The following is a 14,846-nucleotide window of genomic DNA, read 5'->3' on the forward strand; positions in this document are numbered from 1 at the left end:
GGTATCCTGATACACGCCCGCGTCCGCCCTTGGCAATGCGGGCGGATGGTCACAACCGGACGAGGCACCCCATGGCGGACAGCGCGACCCAGGCGCGGCAGAGCGCGATCTATCTGCTCGACCAGATTTTGGGCGAGGGGCGGCTGTTGTCCGAATGCCTCGGCGCCGGTGCACTGGACCGGTTGCCGCCCGAGGAACGCGCGCGCGCCCAGCGGCTGACGCTTGACACCCTGCGCGGGCTGGAACGTGCCGACCGGCTGCTGAAACCGCACCTGCAAAAGGCGCCGCCGCTGAGCGTGCGCAATGCGCTGCGGTTGGGGACAGTTGAACTGGCCCATGGCGAGGCCGCTCATGGCGTGGTGCATTCCATGGTCGAGATTGTCGGCCGCTCGCGCCGGCACGGGCGGCTCAAGGGGCTGGTCAACGCGGTACTGCGCAAGGTGGCCGCTGATGCGCCAGCTAACTGGGCGCGGCTACGGGTCCCGCGCCTGCCGCGCTGGCTGCGCGATCCGCTGGTTCAGGCTTGGGGCGCACCTGCCGTCGCGGCGATGGAGGTCGCGCATTTCGCGGGCGCTCCACTTGACCTGACGTTGAAACCCGGGGCGTCCGCGCCGGGCGGAGAGGTGCTGCCGACCGGTTCGGTGCGCCTGCATGATGCGGGGCAGGTCTCGGCCCTGCCGGGCTTTGCCACCGGTGACTGGTGGGTGCAGGATGCCGCCGCCGCGCTGCCGGTACAGCTCCTCGATCCGCAACCGGGCGAGATCGTGCTGGACCTGTGTGCCGCTCCGGGCGGCAAGACCATGCAACTGGCCGCCGCGGGGGCGCGGGTCACCGCGCTCGATATCTCCGAAGGGCGGATGGCACGCGTGCGCGAGAACCTCGCCCGCACAGGGCTGAGCGCCGAAACCGTGGTGGGCGATGCGCTGGAGCAGGGCGGCCAGTATGACGCGGTGCTGCTGGACGCGCCCTGTTCGGCCACCGGCACCATCCGCCGTCACCCCGATCTGCCGCTGGCCAAGGACGGGTCCGAATTCGGCGCGCTGATCGAGTTGCAGGCACAGATGATCGCCCATGCATGGACGCTGGTCAAACCCGGCGGGCGCATGGTGTTCTGCACCTGTTCGCTGTTGCCGGACGAGGGCGAGGTGCAGGTCGAAGAGGCGCTGACGCTCTATCCCGATATGGCTGTTGACCGCGCTGCGCTGGACCTGCCCGGCATCGACCCGGCCTGGATCACCGAAGAGGGCGGTCTGCGCCTGCGCCCCGATTACTGGCCCGAAAGGGACGGTATGGACGGCTTCTACATGGCTGTTCTGCGCAAGGCAGCCGACGGTCCGGAATAAACGGTGACTTGCGGCGACGGTGCCGCTATCCTCCGCCACAAACGCCAAAGAGCGTGAGAGGCAGAGCGTATGTTCGGTTCGCATAGCATGGCCAGCAGGTGGGCACGGTTCCAGAACCGTCTCTATGCGCGCCTCAGTCAGCGGCACAAATCGGTCCGCGCCTTTGTCTCGCAACCCGAACCGCGCACCATCGGTTCATATGCCCGGGGGCGGCAGCTGGTGGCGGGCAATCTGCTGTTTGCCGGCTATCTGGTCGAATCCCAAAGCAGCGGCCTGTGGGAGGTCGAGGCGCCTAACGGGGCCTTTGACGACGAGCGTCAGGGCTTTGCCTGGCTCGACGATCTGGCCGCCGTGGGCGACGTGCGTGCGCGTGAAAAGGCGCAGCGCTGGCTGTTGGGGTGGATCGAGGCGCATGGGCGCGGGCGCGGTCCCGGCTGGACACCCGAGCTGACCGGGCGGCGCGTCATCCGCTGGATCAACCACGCCCCGTTCCTGCTTCGCGGCGTCGAGCCGGAGCAAAGTCATGCGTTCTTTCGCTCGCTGGGCCAACAGACCTGGTTCCTGTCAAAACGCTGGCCCGGCGCCAAGCCGGGTCTGGGCCGGTTCGAAGCGTTGACAGGGGTCATCTATGCCGGGCTTGCGCTGGAGGGGTTGGAGGAACTGGCCGACCCGGCGGTGCGGGCGCTGGCGCGCGATTGCAACAGCCAAATCGACAAGGAGGGTGGTCTGCCCACCCGCAATCCCGAGGAACTGCTTGAGGTGTTTACCCTGCTCAACTGGGCCACCGCAGCGCTGCACGAGGCAGGACGCGGCGCGCCGCATGCGCAGACCGAGGCAATCGAGCGGATCGCACCGACCCTGCGCGCCTTGCGCCATGCGGATGGGCAACTGGGTCGTTTTCACGGCGGTGGGCGCGGGCTTGAAGGGCGGTTGGATCACGCACTGGCGGCCAGCGGTGTGAAGCCGGTCCATGCCGAGGGGCTGTCGATGGGCTATGCCCGCCTGTCGGGTGGGCGCACCAGTGTCATCGTCGATGCCAGTGTGCCGCCACGCGGTGCCGCCTCCTATAACGCGCATGCCTCGACCCTGGCGTTCGAGCTGACTTCTGGCCGCCGTCCGCTGATCGTCAATTGCGGTTCGGGCATCAGTTTCGGGGTGGAATGGCGCCGGGCCGGGCGCGCCACGCCGTCTCATTCCACCCTTTGCCTCGACGGGTTCTCGAGCGCACGCCTGGCCGACCCCGAGCGCGGCACCGGGCTGGAGGCACTTATCGAAGGCCCGACACAAGTGCCGGTCGAGATTTCGGAAATGACCGACGGTATCCGCTTTCAGGGCGGTCATGATGGCTATGCCAAGGTTTTCGGCCTGACTCATGCCCGCACGCTGGAGTTGAGCCATGACGGGCGCGGTCTGGTGGGCGAGGACATGCTGCTGGCGATGGACGATGGCGCCAAGCGCCGGTTTGACAAGGCGATGGACGCCTCGGTGCTGGCAGGGGTCGGATTCGACCTGCGCCTGCATCTGCACCCTGAGGTGGACGCGGCGGTCGATCTGGGGGGCGCGGCGGTGTCGATGGCCCTCAAAAGCGGCGAGATCTGGGTTTTCCGCCATGATGGCAAATATAAATTGTCATTGGAGCCAAGCGTTTATCTTGAAAAGACCCGCCTGAAGCCGCGCGCGACAAAACAGATCGTTCTATCCGGGCGCGCAATGGAGTATGCGACCCGCATCCGGTGGACGCTGAGCAAGGCGCAGGACACCGCGATTGCCATTCGCGACCTGAACCGGGACGAACCCGAATTCGACTGATCCGCATAAGGACCCCGAGCAAATGACCGACCTTTCCCCCGTGCGCCGCGCGCTTCTTTCCGTTTCCGACAAGACCGGACTGATCGAGCTGGGCCAGGCCCTCGCCGCGCGCGGGGTCGAGCTGTTGTCGACGGGCGGTACCGCCAAGGCGCTGCGCGACGCGGGCCTGACGGTGCGCGACGTGGCCGAGGTGACGGGTTTCCCCGAGATGATGGATGGCCGGGTCAAGACCTTGCACCCGATGGTGCATGGCGGCCTGCTGGCGCTGCGCGACAATGCCGAGCATGTGGCGGCGATGGAGCAGCACGGCATTTCGGGCATCGACCTGCTGGTCGTCAATCTCTACCCGTTCGAGGCGACCGTGGCCAAGGGCGCCGAGTATGATGATTGTATCGAGAATATCGACATCGGCGGCCCGGCGATGATCCGTGCAGCGTCCAAGAACCACGCCTTTGTCAACGTGGTGGTGGATGTCGCGGATTATGACGCTCTGCTGGCCGAAATGGCGGCCAATGACGGCCAGACCTCTTATGCCTTCCGCCAGCGGCTGGCGCAGACCGCCTATGCCCGCACCGCCGCTTATGACGCCGCGGTCAGCAACTGGATGGCGGCTCAACTGGCGCTGGAGGCGCCGCGCCGCCGCGCCTTTGCCGGCGAGCTGAAACAGACCCTGCGCTATGGCGAGAACAGCCACCAGCAGGCGGCGTTCTATACCGATGGTTCGAACCGTCCGGGCGTGGCCACCGCGCGGCAGCTTCAGGGCAAGGAGCTGAGCTATAACAACATCAACGATACCGATGCCGCGTTCGAGCTGGTGGCCGAATTCGCGCCCAAAAACGGCCCGGCCTGCGCCATCATCAAGCATGCCAACCCCTGCGGTGTGGCGCTGGGGGCCACCCTGTCCGAGGCCTATCAGAAAGCGTTCGACTGCGACCGCACCAGCGCCTTTGGCGGGATAGTGGCGCTGAACCAACCGCTGGACGCCGAGACCGCTGGCAAGATCGTCGAGATCTTTACCGAGGTGGTGATCGCCCCAGGTGCATCGGAAGAGGCCATCGCGATCTTTGCCGGCAAGAAGAACCTGCGCCTGTTGCTGACCGACGGCCTGCCCGATCCGCGCCAGCCCATCGTGGCGATGAAACAGGTGGCCGGCGGCATGCTGGTGCAGGACAAGGATGTGGGCCATGTCGATCTGGCCGACCTCAAGGTGGTGACCAAGAAGGCCCCGTCTGACGCTCAGATGGCCGATCTGCTGTTTGCTTGGAAGGTCGGCAAACACGTCAAGTCTAACGCGATCGTCTATGTCAAGGACGGCGCCACCGTGGGTGTCGGCGCGGGTCAGATGAGCCGGCTGGACAGTGCCAATGTGGCCGCCGCCAAGGCGCAGCGCATGGCGACCGAACTGAGCCTGCCCGAAAGCCCGGCCAAGGGCTGTGTCGTGGCTTCGGATGCGTTTTTCCCGTTCCCCGACGGTTTGCTTGAGGCGGCCGCGGCAGGGGGCGCTTGCGTGATCCAGCCCGGCGGCTCGATGCGCGACGACGAGGTGATCAAGGCCGCGGACGAGGCGGGTCTGGCCATGGTCTTTACCGGCATGCGCCATTTCCGGCACTGATGCGCGCCCGGCTCCTCTTCTGGTCCGCCTTCTGGGCCTTTCTGATTGACCAGATCAGCAAATATCTGGTCGTGCACGTCATGGACGTTGCCCATCGCGGCAGCATCGAGGTGCTGCCGCCGTTCCTGACCTTTCGCTATGGCGAGAATCGTGGCATCAACTTTGGCCTGTTCCAAGGTGAGGGCGATGCCGCGCGCTGGATACTGATTGGCCTGTCGCTGGCGATCTGTGCGGTCGTTTTGGTCTGGTTGTCGAGGGGGCGCCCGTCGCGGTGGATGCTGATCGGAGGCGGGCTGCTGATTGGCGGTGCGCTCGGAAACGTGATCGACCGGTTGCTCTATGGCTATGTCCTCGATTTCCTCAACATGTCCTGCTGTGGTATCGACAACCCATATGTGTTCAACGTGGCCGATATCTTTATCTTTGCCGGTGCGGCGGCGCTGATCCTGATGGATGGCAAAAAGCCCTCGTGACGGGGGCGTGGATATGCGATAAAACCCGACGAAACAGGCAGGAGATGACCATGCGCGCGCCGCTGGCTTTGATCGTGATCGCGACCGCCCTGGCGGTATCGGGCTGCTCCAGCAAGGGGCTGCGCGATATCCGTTCGCAGGGGACCGGACCCGACGAGTTCGCCATCATGCCGGTGAAGCCCTTGACCCAGCCCAAGGATTTCAACGTGTTGCCCGCACCGACGCCGGGCGGCGCCAACCTGACCGATCCGACGCCCGCCGCCGATGCGGTGGTGGCGCTGGGTGGCCGGGAAACCGCGCTGCAGGCCGGTGGCGGCATTCCGGCCTCGGATCAGGCGCTGGTGAATGCTTCCAGCCGCTATGGCGTGCCCGCCAATACCCGCACCGCGCTGGCCACCGAAGACGCCGAATTCCGCAAGCGTCAGGGGCGCTGGACCCGTATCCGGTTGTTCCCGGTCGATCGCTATGAGCAGGCCTATCGCAAGGAAGCGATCAACCCGTTCAACCAGAACGAGCGCTTCCGCCGGGCCGGGGCCGCGACGCCCTCGGCGCCGCCGGAAAGTGAATAATCCTTAATTTTACGTCAGCGCGTCTTGAACCTTGCCGGGCCTGCCGTAGGTTGTCGGCTAGCGATACGGAGGATGCGCATGGTCCGAGCTTTTGCTCTTGTTGCCGCTTTTGTCTCGGCTGCGCCGCTCTGGGCGGCGCCCGAGGGGCGAGAGGCGGTCACCACTTTTACCCTGCAAAACGGTATGGATGTTGTCGTGATCGAAGATCACCGCGCCCCCGTGGTACAGCAGATGGTCTGGTACCGGGCCGGATCGGCGGACGAGCCGGTGGGCGCCTCGGGGGTGGCTCATTTCCTGGAACACCTGCTGTTCAAGGCGACCGACACGATGAAGGCCGGTGAACTCTCGGCCACCGTGGCGGCCAATGGCGGTGCCGACAACGCCTTTACCTCGTATGACTATACCGCCTATTTCCAGCGGGTCGCGTCCGATCGACTGGAACTGATGATGCGGATGGAGTCGGATCGTATGCGTAACATCCGCCTGACCGAACGCGATATCGAGACAGAGCGCGACGTGATCCTGGAGGAACGCAACCAGCGCACCGAGAACAACCCGCGCGCGTTGTTTGGTGAGCAAATGGATGCGGCCCAGTTCCTCAACCACCGCTACGGCGTCCCGGTGATCGGCTGGAAACACGAGATGGAAACGTTGGACATGCAGGATGCGCTGTCCTTCTACCAGACCTATTACGCGCCCAACAACGCCATCCTGATCGTGACCGGCGATGTCGAGCCCGATGAAGTGCGCGCGTTGGCCGAGACCTATTATGGCGTGATCCCGGCAAACCCCGACCTGCCCGAACGCTTCCGCAGCCAGGAGCCGCCGCAAACCGCTGCGCGGCGCCTGACCTTCAAGGATGCGCGGGTGGCTCAACCCTATGTTCACCGCTCTTATCTGGCACCCGAGCGTGATGCTGGCGCCCAGGAAACCGCGGCCGCGCTTTATCTGTTGGCCGAACTGCTGGGCGGTGGCACCACGTCCTACATGAACGAAAAGCTGCAATTCGACAGCCAGACCGCGATCTATACCGGCGCATTCTACAGCGGGCTTTCGCTGGACGACACCACCTTTGACATGATCGTGGTGCCGGCACAGGGCGTTTCCCTGTCCGAGGCCGAAGCGGCGATGGACAAGGTTTTGGCGGATTTTATTGCCGAAGGGGTGGATGCAGCCGATCTCGACCGGATCAAGATGAAACTGCGCGCGGCGCTGATCTATGAGCGCGACAATGTGGATGGGATTGGCAACCGCTATGGTGCCGCACTGGCCAGCGGTCTGACCATCGGTGATGTGCAGGCCTGGCCCGAGGTTTTGCAGGCGGTGACGGGCGACGAGATCATCGCTGCCGCAAGGTCGGTACTGCGGCCCGAGGTTTCGGTGACAGGCTGGCTGACCAATGTCGAGGAGGTGACCCAATGAAGGCGATCTTTGCTGCATTGACTGCCCTGATGCTGGCGTTGCCGGCCTGGGCCGAAGTCAAGATCCAGGAGGTCACCTCCCCCCAAGGCTACAATGCCTGGCTGGTCGAGGATCACGCGATCCCCTTTACCGCTTTGGAAATCTGGTTCCGTGGCGGTACCTCGCTCGATGCACCGGGCAAGCGGGGCGCGACCTATCTTATGACCGGCCTGATCGAGGAAGGGGCAGGAGAGCTGGATGCGCGTGCCTATGCCCGCAGGCTGGAAGAACTGGCCGCGAGCTTTGAATATGACGTGACCGACGACACGCTGTCGGTCTCGGCCCGATTCCTGACCGAGAACCGCGACGAGGTGATCGACCTATTGCGCACAACCCTGCACGCGCCGCGATTTGACCCCGAGGCCATCGAGCGGGTGCGCGCGCAGGTCCTGTCGGGACTGCGCTCGGACGAGACCGACCCGCACAGCATCGCTGGCGCCGCGCTCTCCGAGGCCGTCTATGGAGAACATCCCTACGCGACCGAGGGCAAGGGCACGGTGGACAGCGTCGCGGCGTTGACGCGCGACGATATATTGGCGGCCTTCAAGGGGGCCTTGGCACGTGACCGGGTCTATGTCGGCGCGGTGGGTGATATCACCGCCGAGGAACTGGGCGCGCTTCTCGATACGCTTCTCTCCGGCCTTCCGGAAACTGGCGCGCCGATCCCTGACCGGGCGCAGGTCAGCGTTCCCGGCCCGGTGCGGGTGGTCGATTTCGACACACCGCAGTCGGTGGCGCTGTTCATGCAGCCGGGGATCGACCGCGATGATCCTGATTTCTTTGCCGCCTATATTCTCAACCACATCATCGGCGGCGGCGGGTTCGAGAGCCGGCTGATGCAAGAGGTGCGCGAGAAGCGGGGACTGACCTACGGGGTCTATTCCTATCTGCTGCCCAAGGATCTGGCTTCGATTTACATGGGATCGGTGGCCTCGGCCAATGACCGGATCGCCGAGGCGGTGTCCGTCATACGCGATGTCTGGCGGGATGTGGCGGTTAATGGTGTGACGGCCAAGGAACTGGAGGATGCCAAGACTTATCTGACAGGTGCTTATCCGCTGCGTTTTGACGGCAATGGACGGATCGCCAATATCCTGGCCGGGATGCAGATACAGGGTCTGCCGATTGACTATATCGCCACCCGCAACGACCAGGTGAATGCGGTGACGCTGGAAGAGATCAACGCATTTGCCGCCGATTTCCTCGACCCCGATGGATTGAGCTTCACCGTGGTGGGCAAACCCGTGGGGCTGGAAGGAACCAACTGATCTCTGGCGCATCGGGTGCGGCGGGGCCGTTTTCCGATACGGAAAACGGGCCGGAAAACACATGTTTTCCGGCGCCCGCCCTGCGGGAGACGCGCCGGTTCAACCGCGCTTGGGCATCGCGCGCAGCATCTGGCCGATCATCTGACCCGCCCGGCCTGAGCCACGCTGATAGAGTGCACCGTCGACCGACAGAACCGTCCCGCTGATATAGGCGGCCATGTCCGAACTCAGGAACAGGCAGGCATTCGCCACATCTCGCGGCTCTCCCCAGCGGCCCAGCGGTACATCCGCCTTGAAGGTCTTCTCTGCTTCGGGGCTGGGGGCCAATCGCTTGGCGCCTTCGGTGCCTTCGATGAAGCCGGGCACGACCGAGTTCACCCGGATCCCCTCGGGTCCCCATTCCAGGCTCAGTGTGCGGGTGATCTGGTCGACACCTGCCTTCGCGGCGCAGACATGCGCCTGCCCCTCGTAGGGCAGCCAGGATTGCGGAGCCGAGATGTTGATGATGCTGGCGCCGGGGCGCTTGAGATGCGGATAGGCGCCTTTCATCACATGCACGGTACCCATCAGGTCGATGTCGATCACCGTCTTGAAGGCGTTGATCGACATGTCCGCCGTCAGCGCAGGAAAGTTGCCCGCCGCGCCAGAAACCAGCACATCGAATTCACCCAGTTGATCGCGGAACCCTTGCAGACCCTTGGCCACCGCCTCGGCATCGCGCACATCGAAGGATGCACCTATTGCCTCCTGCGCCCCTGCGGCGCGCAGTTCGGTCACGGTGTCGTCCACCTTGTCCTGGCTGCGGCTGGCAACCGCCAGCCGTGCACCGGCCTGAGCAAAGGCCAGCGCGATGCCGCGGTTGATGCCGCTGGTGCCGCCGATCACCACGACGGTCTTGCCGGTGAAATCCATGTAGAGCCTCCCTTGTGCAGGGATGCCCTATTCTCCGTAGGGCACCCAGATGTTCTTGATCTCGGTCGCAGCCTGAAGGAACCGCTTGCTGTGGTCCACGCCCCAGTCAAGGGACGTTGCGTTATTGACCCAGGTCCGTTTCAGGTTCCCTGCCGCCGCCTTTTCGATCTCGGCCGACAGGTCGGTCGACGAGAAGGACCAGACCGCATCCACGTTCAGGTGCGACGCCAGCGGTTTGGCCAGCTCCGCATGGCTGCCGGTCAGGATGTTGACCACGCCTGCCGGCACGTCCGAGGTGTCGAGGATCTGGTAGAAATCGGTGGCCGCCAGCGGATAGGGCTCGCTTGCCGCCAGCACAACGCGGTTGCCCATCGCAATCGCGGGCGCCATGACCGAGACAAGACCCAAGAGCGGCGCCTCGTCCGCGCAAAGCGCGCCGATCACGCCCACCGGTTCCTTCATCGCCAGCGCCACGCCCCGGATCGGCACGCCATGCACCTGCCCGTCATACTTGTCGGCCCAGGCGGCTGCGGTGAAGAGGCGCTGGATGCTGGCTTCAACTTCTTTTGCGCCACCGCGCTTGCCGGTCATCGCGTCGATATGATGGGCGAATTCGGCGGCGCGGACCGAAAGGTTTTCGCCGATGTAATAGAGGATCTGCGCGCGCAGATGCCCGGTGGTCTTTGCCCAACCCGAGGCGCCGGCGGCCGCCTCGACCGCGTTGCGCACGTCCTTGCGGTTGGCCAGCCCGACATGACCCAACAGGCCGGATTTACCCCAGACTGGTCGGGAATAGCCGCCATCGGGACGCGCCTGCTTGCCCCCGACATAAAGCTTCGCTGTCCGGTCGATCGGGTCAACCGGGGCGCCGTGGCCGGTGACGGGCTCGATCCTGGCCAGCGCCTTGCGCTTGCCCTTGGGCCGGGTATAGGCGGTCAGCCCCTCCCACCCGCCTTCACGGCCAAAGCCGCTTTCGCGGACACCGCCAAATCCGGCGGCGGCGTCAAACAGGTTGGTGGCATTCACCCAGACCACTCCCGCCACCAGCTTCGGTGCGATGTCGAGCGCCAGGTTTACATTCTCGGTCCAGACGGTGGCGGCCAGCCCATAGCGGGTGTTGTTGGCCAGTTCCACCGCCTCGGCCGGGGTGCGGAAGGTGGTCGAGACGAGGACGGGGCCAAAGATCTCTTCCTGCATCAGCGGGTCGCTGGTCGAAAGCCCGGTGATCAGGGTCGGTGGGTAATAGCAGCCGTTTTCGGGCAGGGTGCAAGCGGCATGGTGCACCGTGCCAGCCGTGTTGCTGGCGACCATTCGCTCTATGGTCTGCAACTGCACCGGATCCACCACCGCGCCCACGTCGATACACTTGTCGAGCGGATTGCCCAGCCGCAGCCCGTCCATCCGGCCGCGTAGCTTGGTGTGGAAGCGGTCGGCGATCCCCTCTTGCACCAACAGGCGCGACCCGGCGCAGCAGACCTGGCCCTGATTGAACCAGATCGCATCGACCAGCCCTTCGATGGCGCTGTCGATATCGGCATCGTCAAACACGATATAGGCCGACTTGCCCCCCAGTTCGAGCGTCAGCTCCAATCCGCGTCCGGCGGTGGCCTCGCGGATGCGGCGGCCCACTGCGGTTGAGCCGGTAAAGGCGATCTTCTCCACATCCGCCGCCACGATCATCTCGCCCACGGCGCCGTCACCGGTGACGATATTGACCACGCCCTTGGGCAGACCCGCCTGCTGGCAGATATCGGCAAACAAGAGCGCGCTGAGCGAGGTGTATTCTGCTGGTTTCAGCACCACGGTGTTGCCCATGGCGAGCGCCGGCGCGACCTTCCACGCCAACATCAACAGCGGGAAGTTCCAGGGGATGATCTGACCGCAGACGCCCAATGGTTCGGCATCGGGCAGCTCGCTCTCCATCAACTGGGCCATACCCGCATGATAATAGAAATGCCGCTGCGCCAGAGGGATGTCGATGTCGCGGCTTTCGCGGATCGGCTTGCCATTGTCGAGCGTTTCCAGCACCGCGAACAGACGGCTGTGTTTCTGCATCAGCCGAGCGATGGCATAGAGGTATCGCGCCCGGCCAGCGCCACCCAATGCGGCCCACTTGGGTTGCGCCTTGCGGGCGGCGGTAACGGCGGCATCCACATCGGTTTGGTTCGCCTGGGTCAGCGTGGCCAATACCTCGCCGGTGGCGGGGTTGCGGCTGTCGAACCCGTCGCCCGGCGTGGTAAAGGCTCCGTCGATGAAATGGCCGAACCGGTCACCCTGATCAACCAGCCAAGCCAGCGCCTCGGCGGCGCTTTCGGGGGCGGGACCGTATTCCATGGTGTTGAAGAGTTCCTTGATGCTCATAGCGGTGTCCTCGGTATCCGGGGGCCGTTTTCCGTCACGGAAAACGGGCCGGAATTTTTTCAAAATTCCGGCGCCTGTCGCGCCGGTCAGCCCATGGCATGGCGGTAGCCCGCCGAATAGGCGCCGGTCAGCTGATGTTCCAGCTGTCGCTCGATATCGCCCAGCAGCGACGAGGCGCCGAAGCGGAACAGGTCCGGTTGCAGCCAGCGGTCGCCCAGCTCGTCCTTGATCAGCGCCAGATAAACCAGCGCGTCCTTGGCCTTGGAGATGCCACCGGCCGGTTTGTATCCGACCCGGTATCCGGTGCGGTCGTAATAGTCGCGGATGGCGCGGATCATCACCAGCGAGACGGGCAGGGTGGCGTTGACGCTTTCCTTGCCGGTCGAGGTCTTGATGAAATCCGCCCCCGCCATCATGCAAACCAGGGAGGCGCGCGCTACGTTGCGCAACGACCCCAGCTCTCCGGTCGCCAGGATCGCCTTGACATGGGCATGGCCGCAGGCCGCGCGGAACGCCTTCATCTCGTCATAGAGCGCCTGCCAGTCGCCGGTCAGCACATGCCGCCGCGAGATCACGATGTCGATCTCTTCGGCGCCTGCTGCCACGCTTTCGCCGATCTCGGCCACCCGCAGGTGAAAGGGCGACAGGCCCGCCGGGAACCCGGTGCTGACGGCGGCCACCGGAATGCCGGTGCCCTTGAGCGCATCGACCGCGGTCTCGATCATGTCGTGATAGACGCAGACCGCGCCGGTGGTGATCGGCCCCATGCCGAGCGCCTCCAGCAGCGCGGGCGCCACCGGTTGCCGCGCCTTGGCGCAGAGGCGTCGCACCCGGCCCGCCGTGTCGTCGCCGGCCAGAGTGGTCAGGTCGATCATCGTGATCGCCTTCAACAGCCAGGCGGCCTGATAATCCTTTTTGACCGAGCGTCGTCCGGGCAGCGTCGCCGCCCGCCGCTCGATCGCCGAGGTATTGGCCTGCACCGCTCGGACCCAGTCGAGGTCCAGCTCCATGCCGGGGTTTCGCGGTTCGGTCACTTGCGGCAGATGCGCGGTGCGCTCAAGGCTCTGCGTTTCCATCGTCACTTCCTTTGGGAGGTTTGTGGCCAAGGTCGCATGACCTGCGACAGATTGGCAAGCGGAGGCAGGTGGGTCGCGACGTCAAGATTTTACCTTTCGGACAAATTTATCCTTTCTTGCGAATAATTCTCAATTGCGTTGACTTAGTTGAGAATGGTTCTCATATTCATCGGTATGAGAGTTGGATTTCGAGGTATGCGATGATTCGCCGTGGGTTCCTTGCTGTACTTGCCCTGACATGCAGCTTGCCTCTGGCCGTTTGGGCCGAGGCGCCGCTGCGTGTGGTGGCGACCACCGGCATGATTGCCGATGCCGCCCGCCAGGTCGGCGGCGATCTGGTCGAGGTGACCGGCCTGATGGGGCCGGGGGTCGACCCGCATGCCTATCGGCAGACCCGCAGCGATATTGTGGCCATGACCCGCGCTGATCTGGTGCTATGGCACGGGCTCTACCTCGAAGCGCAAATGGAAAGCTTTTTCCAGGATCTTGGGCGCAAGCGTCAGGTGGTTGCGGTGGCCGAGGGGATCGACCCCTCGCGCCTGCGCGCCCATGACGATTATGCCGACAAGTTCGACCCGCATGTCTGGATGACCCCGGATCTGTGGCGCGAGGTGGTGGCCGAGGTCGCGCGTGCCCTGACCGAGACCCGCCCCGAGGCCGCCGAGACATTTGCCGCCAATGCCGCCCGCCATATCGCCGATCTGGACCGGTTGTCGGGTTATGCCGAAACCGTTCTGGCCACGGTGCCCGAAAGCAAGCGGGTGCTGGTCACGGCGCATGACGCGTTTGGCTATTTCGGGCAGGCCTACGGGTTCGAGGTTCTGGGCGTTCAGGGCATCTCGACCCAGTCCGAGGCGGGGCTGAACCGCATCGCGGAACTGGTCGACACGCTGGTTTCGAGCAAGATCACGGCGGTCTTCGTCGAAAGCTCGGTCTCGGATCGCTCGGTCCGGGCGCTGATCGAAGGCGCCGCGGCGCAGGGGCATCAGGTACAGGTGGGGGGCGAGCTTTTCTCTGATGCGATGGGGCCTGACGGCTCTTATGAGGGGACCTATATGGGTATGCTCGATCACAACATCACCACCATCGCCGCCGCGCTGGGCGGACAGGTGCCGCCCCGTGGCATGGATGGCAAATTGTCGGCAGGGCTCTGAGCGATGATCGAACTGGCGGCAGATAAGGGTATCCGTCTGTCGGATGACACCATCGCCTCCAGCCCGCTGGCGGTGCGCGGGCTGACCGTGTCCTACGGGCAGAAGCCGGCCGTGTTTTCTGTGGACATGACAGTGCAGCCGGGCGCGATGACGGCGATCATCGGGCCGAACGGGGCGGGGAAGTCGACCCTGCTCAAGGCGGCGCTGGGCATCGTCAAACCGCTGTCGGGGCAGGTCACAGTGTTTGGCCGCCCGCTCGAGGAGCAGCGCGCCCGCATCGCCTATGTTCCGCAGCGCGCCAGTGTCGACTGGGATTTCCCGACCCGGGTGATCGACGTTGTTCTGATGGGGCTTTATCGCGAGCTTGGCCTGCTGGGCCGCTTGCGCGCGCGGCACAAGGCGCAGGCGCTCGATTGTCTGGCCCGTGTGGGCATGCGCGATTTCGCCGACCGCCAGATCGGCCAATTGTCGGGGGGGCAGCAGCAGCGGGTGTTCCTGGCCCGCGCCCTGGCGCAAGACGCCGATCTCTATCTGCTGGACGAACCCTTTGCCGGGGTCGATGCGGCGACGGAAAAGGCGATCATCTCGGTTCTGAAATCGCTGAAACAGGCCGGGCGCACCGTGGTCGTGGTGCATCACGATCTTGCCACGGTGACCGATTATTTCGACCATGTCTTCCTGATCAACACCCGCCGCGTGGCCGAAGGACCGGTGGCCGAGGCCTTTACCGCCGACAATTTGCAGACCGCCTATGGCGGACGGCTGGCAACCGCGCAGGTCGATCAGCTGGCGCGCGTGCTGGGCTGAT

General features: G+C 64.7%; 12 protein-coding genes. 9 read left to right on the plus strand and 3 right to left on the minus strand.

Annotated features, from left to right (window positions below):
- The first annotated feature begins 71 nt into the window (after nt 1-71).
- The 7 genes from AC2FL1_RS02585 to AC2FL1_RS02615 all read left to right on the plus strand — a co-directional run bounded on the left by AC2FL1_RS02585 (nt 72) and on the right by AC2FL1_RS02615 (nt 8,535).
- Nucleotides 72-1,343 (plus strand): RsmB/NOP family class I SAM-dependent RNA methyltransferase, encoded by a 1,272-nt coding sequence (locus AC2FL1_RS02585; protein WP_496875887.1) that lies wholly within the window; start codon nt 72-74, stop codon nt 1,341-1,343.
- 87 nt (nt 1,344-1,430) lie between these two features.
- Entirely contained in the window at nt 1,431-3,152 is a 1,722-nt protein-coding gene (locus tag AC2FL1_RS02590) for a heparinase II/III family protein (protein ID WP_496875888.1), read from the plus strand.
- A gap of 22 nt (nt 3,153-3,174) precedes the next feature.
- Nucleotides 3,175-4,764: a bifunctional phosphoribosylaminoimidazolecarboxamide formyltransferase/IMP cyclohydrolase gene (gene purH, locus AC2FL1_RS02595; RefSeq protein WP_496875889.1), complete on the plus strand. Its 1,590-nt coding sequence runs from the start codon at nt 3,175-3,177 to the stop codon at nt 4,762-4,764.
- Nucleotides 4,764-5,237: a signal peptidase II gene (gene lspA / locus AC2FL1_RS02600; RefSeq protein ID WP_496875890.1), complete on the plus strand. Its 474-nt coding sequence runs from the start codon at nt 4,764-4,766 to the stop codon at nt 5,235-5,237. Before purH ends, lspA begins: the two co-directional genes overlap by 1 nt.
- 50 nt (nt 5,238-5,287) lie before the next feature.
- Complete coding sequence (locus AC2FL1_RS02605; protein ID WP_496875891.1) at nt 5,288-5,806, plus strand: DUF3035 domain-containing protein; 519 nt, start codon at nt 5,288-5,290, stop codon at nt 5,804-5,806.
- A 78-nt stretch (nt 5,807-5,884) separates the two neighbouring features.
- Nucleotides 5,885-7,228, plus strand: a complete 1,344-nt coding sequence (locus AC2FL1_RS02610) for a M16 family metallopeptidase (protein WP_496875892.1) — start codon at nt 5,885-5,887, stop codon at nt 7,226-7,228.
- Nucleotides 7,225-8,535 (plus strand): M16 family metallopeptidase, encoded by a 1,311-nt coding sequence (locus AC2FL1_RS02615; RefSeq protein WP_496826548.1) that lies wholly within the window; start codon nt 7,225-7,227, stop codon nt 8,533-8,535. Before AC2FL1_RS02610 ends, AC2FL1_RS02615 begins: the two co-directional genes overlap by 4 nt.
- 99 nt (nt 8,536-8,634) lie before the next feature.
- Here AC2FL1_RS02615 and AC2FL1_RS02620 read toward each other — a convergent pair whose 3' ends face one another.
- From AC2FL1_RS02620 to deoC, 3 genes are all read right to left on the minus strand, one after another.
- Nucleotides 8,635-9,447: an SDR family oxidoreductase gene (locus AC2FL1_RS02620; protein WP_496826546.1), complete on the minus strand. Its 813-nt coding sequence runs from the start codon at nt 9,445-9,447 to the stop codon at nt 8,635-8,637.
- Between the two features lie 27 nt (nt 9,448-9,474).
- Nucleotides 9,475-11,808, minus strand: a complete 2,334-nt coding sequence (locus AC2FL1_RS02625; protein WP_496875893.1) for an aldehyde dehydrogenase family protein — start codon at nt 11,806-11,808, stop codon at nt 9,475-9,477.
- An 86-nt stretch (nt 11,809-11,894) separates the two neighbouring features.
- Nucleotides 11,895-12,884 carry a deoxyribose-phosphate aldolase gene (deoC, locus tag AC2FL1_RS02630; protein ID WP_496875894.1) on the minus strand — a complete coding sequence of 330 codons (990 nt, stop codon included), beginning with the start codon at nt 12,882-12,884 and terminating at the stop codon, nt 11,895-11,897.
- A 200-nt stretch (nt 12,885-13,084) separates the two neighbouring features.
- On the opposite strand from deoC, the gene AC2FL1_RS02635 reads away from it, so the two are divergent.
- Together AC2FL1_RS02635 and AC2FL1_RS02640 are read left to right on the plus strand one after the other, a co-directional pair.
- Nucleotides 13,085-14,038 carry a metal ABC transporter solute-binding protein, Zn/Mn family gene (locus tag AC2FL1_RS02635; protein WP_496875895.1) on the plus strand — a complete coding sequence of 318 codons (954 nt, stop codon included), beginning with the start codon at nt 13,085-13,087 and terminating at the stop codon, nt 14,036-14,038.
- 3 nt (nt 14,039-14,041) lie between these two features.
- Complete coding sequence (locus tag AC2FL1_RS02640; protein ID WP_496826539.1) at nt 14,042-14,845, plus strand: metal ABC transporter ATP-binding protein; 804 nt, start codon at nt 14,042-14,044, stop codon at nt 14,843-14,845.
- Nucleotide 14,846 lies beyond the last annotated feature (1 nt).

Source organism: Ruegeria sp. YKSF070 (assembly GCF_059612725.1).

Excerpts from the sequence above, each read along its gene's own strand:
- AC2FL1_RS02585 (WP_496875887.1), top strand. The coding sequence starts at position 72 with ATGGCGGACAGCGCGACCCAGGCGCGGCAGAGCGCGATCTATCTGCTC.
- AC2FL1_RS02590 (WP_496875888.1), top strand. The coding sequence starts at position 1,431 with ATGGCCAGCAGGTGGGCACGGTTCCAGAACCGTCTCTATGCGCGCCTC.
- purH (WP_496875889.1), top strand. The coding sequence starts at position 3,175 with ATGACCGACCTTTCCCCCGTGCGCCGCGCGCTTCTTTCCGTTTCCGAC.
- lspA (WP_496875890.1), top strand. The coding sequence starts at position 4,764 with ATGCGCGCCCGGCTCCTCTTCTGGTCCGCCTTCTGGGCCTTTCTGATT.
- AC2FL1_RS02605 (WP_496875891.1), top strand. The coding sequence starts at position 5,288 with ATGCGCGCGCCGCTGGCTTTGATCGTGATCGCGACCGCCCTGGCGGTA.
- AC2FL1_RS02610 (WP_496875892.1), top strand. The coding sequence starts at position 5,885 with ATGGTCCGAGCTTTTGCTCTTGTTGCCGCTTTTGTCTCGGCTGCGCCG.
- AC2FL1_RS02615 (WP_496826548.1), top strand. The coding sequence starts at position 7,225 with ATGAAGGCGATCTTTGCTGCATTGACTGCCCTGATGCTGGCGTTGCCG.
- AC2FL1_RS02620 (WP_496826546.1), bottom strand. The coding sequence starts at position 9,447 with ATGGATTTCACCGGCAAGACCGTCGTGGTGATCGGCGGCACCAGCGGC.
- AC2FL1_RS02625 (WP_496875893.1), bottom strand. The coding sequence starts at position 11,808 with ATGAGCATCAAGGAACTCTTCAACACCATGGAATACGGTCCCGCCCCC.
- deoC (WP_496875894.1), bottom strand. The coding sequence starts at position 12,884 with ATGGAAACGCAGAGCCTTGAGCGCACCGCGCATCTGCCGCAAGTGACC.
- AC2FL1_RS02635 (WP_496875895.1), top strand. The coding sequence starts at position 13,085 with ATGATTCGCCGTGGGTTCCTTGCTGTACTTGCCCTGACATGCAGCTTG.
- AC2FL1_RS02640 (WP_496826539.1), top strand. The coding sequence starts at position 14,042 with ATGATCGAACTGGCGGCAGATAAGGGTATCCGTCTGTCGGATGACACC.